The sequence below is a fragment of the Phenylobacterium sp. genome, assembly GCF_044371015.1.
Classification (GTDB): Bacteria; Pseudomonadota; Alphaproteobacteria; order Caulobacterales; family Caulobacteraceae; genus Phenylobacterium.
Genome location: NZ_JBILUK010000327.1, coordinates 1 through 2,828, shown reverse-complemented (window position 1 = coordinate 2,828; position 2,828 = coordinate 1). Strand labels below are relative to the sequence as shown.

The following is a 2,828-nucleotide window of genomic DNA, read 5'->3' as shown; positions in this document are numbered from 1 at the left end:
CCGTTGACTCCCCCGCACGCCTCCCACACAACCTCCCCAACTCTCGCGGGAGAGACTCTTCCAGCGCCCAACGCGCCGGGGGAGAGCCGAAGGCGCAACCGCCCCGGAAACGCTCAGGCAAAAGGACCGCGCGGGCTGATGAACGCTGGAAAGTTCCTCCAAAGCCTTAGGGCCTAGGCGGACGCCGAAGGAGCAGAGGGCCGCCGCCCACCGGCGCCCCTGAAATCTCTCAGGCCCTAAGGACAGCGGGGGCGCGGGCGACGGGGGGCTGAACCCCGGCGCGCGCCGCGTCGTCAGCCGGAGTCCGCCCGTGGCCGAAACCGCGCCCGAAGTGCTCAAGACCACGCCGCTCACCGCTGCGCATCAGGCGCTGGGCGCGCGCATGGTGCCGTTCGCCGGCTATTCCATGCCGGTGCAGTACGTCGACGGGGTGATGAAGGAGCATCTCTGGACGCGCGAGCACGCGGGCCTCTTCGACGTCTCTCACATGGGCCAGGCGCGCCTGCGCGGGGTCTCGCCGCTCTCGGCCTTCGAGGACGTGGTTCCAGGCGACTTCATCGGCCTGAAGCCCGGCCGCCAGAAATACTCTCTTCTGCTCAACAAGAAGGGCGGAATCATCGATGACCTGATGGCGGGCCGACCCGACGACGACGGCCTGTTCGTGGTGGTCAACGGCGCCTGCAAGGACAACGACTTCCGCGTCATCGACAACGAGCTCGCCGGTCAGGTCGAGGTCGTGCGGCTGGAGGATCGCGCGCTGATGGCGCTGCAGGGGCCCGAGGCCGCCGCCGTGCTGGCCGCCCACGTGCCCGACGTCGCCGACATGGTGTTCATGGATATCCGCAGCCTCTCCGGCTTCGGGTGCGACCTCATTGTCTCCCGCTCGGGTTACACCGGCGAGGACGGCTTCGAGATCTCCGCGCCGGCGTCGGAGGCGGAGCGGATCTGGAACCTGCTGCTCAGCGACGTGCGCGTGCGGCCCATCGGCCTGGGCGCACGGGATTCGCTGCGGCTGGAGGCGGGCCTTCCGCTCTACGGCCACGACCTTGATGAGACGGTCTCACCGGTCGAGGCGGGACTGACCTTCGCCATAAACAAGAATCGCCGCGAACAGCGCGACTTTCCGGGCGCCGCCCGCATCGTCAAGGAGCTGGCCGAGGGGCCGAGCCGCGTGAAGGTATGCCTGCGGGTTCTTGAAGGCGCCCCTGCGCGGGAGGGCGCGCAGGTCGCCGATGGGGCGGGCGCGATCGTCGGCGTGGTCACCTCGGGCGGCCACTCACCTTGCCTCAAGGTCGGCATCGCGTTGGCCTTTGTCCCGCCGGCGCTCTCGGCCCCGGGAACCCGCCTCCAGGTCATTGTCCGAGGGAAACCCCAGGCCTGCGAAGTCACGACCAGCCCCTTCGTCCCCCACCACTATGTCCGCAAGCGCGGCGCCTAGGAGACCCTCAATGCGTTTCACCAAGGATCATGAATGGGTCGCGCTCGAAGGCGACGTCGCCACCATTGGAATCACCGCCCACGCCGCAGAGCAGCTGGGCGATGTGGTGTTTGTGGAGACGCCGGAAATCGGCCGCACGGTCAGCGCCGGCGAGGCCTTCGCCGTGGTCGAGAGCGTCAAGGCGGCCTCTGACGTCTACGCGCCGATTTCCGGCGAGGTGGTCGACGCCAACGGCGCTCTCGCCGAGGCGCCCGAGACGGTCAACGCCGAGCCCGAGGCCGCCGGCTGGTTCGCCAAGGTGAAGATCGCCGACCCCGCGCAATACGAAGCTCTGATGGACCGCGCCCAGTACGACGCCTTCCTGGCGAACCAGTGACCAAACCACTTGTCATCCCGGTCGTAACGCCCCGCGACACCGGGGTGACACACTAGTCTGGAACCCCCATGCGCTACCTGCCCCTGACTCCCGATGATCGCGCCCAGATGCTGGGTGTGATCGGCGCCGCCGATATCGACGCTCTGTTCGTTGACGTGCCGGCCGCCGCCCGTAGCCCGATCATCGATCTGCTGCCGCATGCGGGCGAGCTGGCCGTCGAACGGGAGCTGGGTGCGCTGGCGGCCATGAACCGGCCGGCCGGCGCCGGGCCGTTCTTCTGCGGCGCAGGGGCCTATCGCCATCACGTGCCGGCCAGTGTCGATCACATCATCCAGCGATCGGAGTTCCTGACCAGCTATACGCCGTACCAGCCCGAGATCGCCCAGGGCACCCTACAGGTGTTGTTCGAGTTCCAGACCCAGGTGGCGGCGCTCACCGGCCTCGATGTCGCCAACGCCTCCATGTACGACGGCTCCACCGCCTGCGCCGAAGCCGTGATGATGGCCAAGCGCGTCAACCGGCGGAACAAGGCCATTCTGTCGGGCGGTCTCCACCCGCACTACGCTGCGACCACCCAGACCATCGCCCATGCCGAGGGCATGGAGATCGTGCGTCTGCAGGCCGCCATCGACGGCGAGGCGGCGGTGATCGACGCCATCGACGCTGGCGTCGCCTGTGTCGTGGTTCAGACGCCCAACGTGTTCGGCACGGTCACCGACGTCTCGAAGATCGCCGAAGCGGCGCATGCGGCCGGGGCGCTGCTGATCGTGGTGACCACCGAGGCCGTATCGTTCGGCCTGCTGAAGTCGCCGGGCGAGATGGGCGCCGACATCGCCGTGGCCGAAGGGCAGTCGATCGGCAATGCGCTGAACTTCGGCGGCCCCTATGTCGGCCTCTTCGCGGTGCGCGAGAAGCTCGTCCGCCAGATGCCGGGACGGGTCTGCGGCGAGACCGTCGACGCCGACGGCCGGCGCGGCTTCGTGCTTACGCTCTCGACGCGCGAGCAGCACATCC

General features: G+C 68.6%; 3 protein-coding genes and 1 riboswitch. All 3 genes read left to right on the top strand.

The genetic code is table 11. The features are described 5' to 3' along the window. The first annotated feature begins 36 nt into the window (after positions 1–36). Positions 37–139, top strand: a riboswitch (glycine riboswitch). Positions 140–310: 171 nt separating this feature from the next. After that, complete coding sequence (gcvT, locus tag ACIQ3R_RS17125) at positions 311–1,438, top strand: glycine cleavage system aminomethyltransferase GcvT (RefSeq protein WP_397420058.1); 1,128 nt, start codon at positions 311–313, stop codon at positions 1,436–1,438. Between the two features lie 10 nt (positions 1,439–1,448). After that, entirely contained in the window at positions 1,449–1,814 is a 366-nt protein-coding gene (gcvH, locus tag ACIQ3R_RS17120; RefSeq protein WP_397420057.1) for a glycine cleavage system protein GcvH, read from the top strand. Between the two features lie 68 nt (positions 1,815–1,882). Further along, on the top strand, positions 1,883–2,828 hold a 946-nt coding region (gene gcvPA / locus ACIQ3R_RS17115; protein WP_397420056.1), incomplete at its 3' end, for an aminomethyl-transferring glycine dehydrogenase subunit GcvPA.

Bases quoted from the DNA above. Each gene is read 5' to 3' on its own strand.
- gcvH (WP_397420057.1), top strand. From the start codon at position 1,449: ATGCGTTTCACCAAGGATCATGAATGGGTCGCGCTCGAAGGCGACGTC.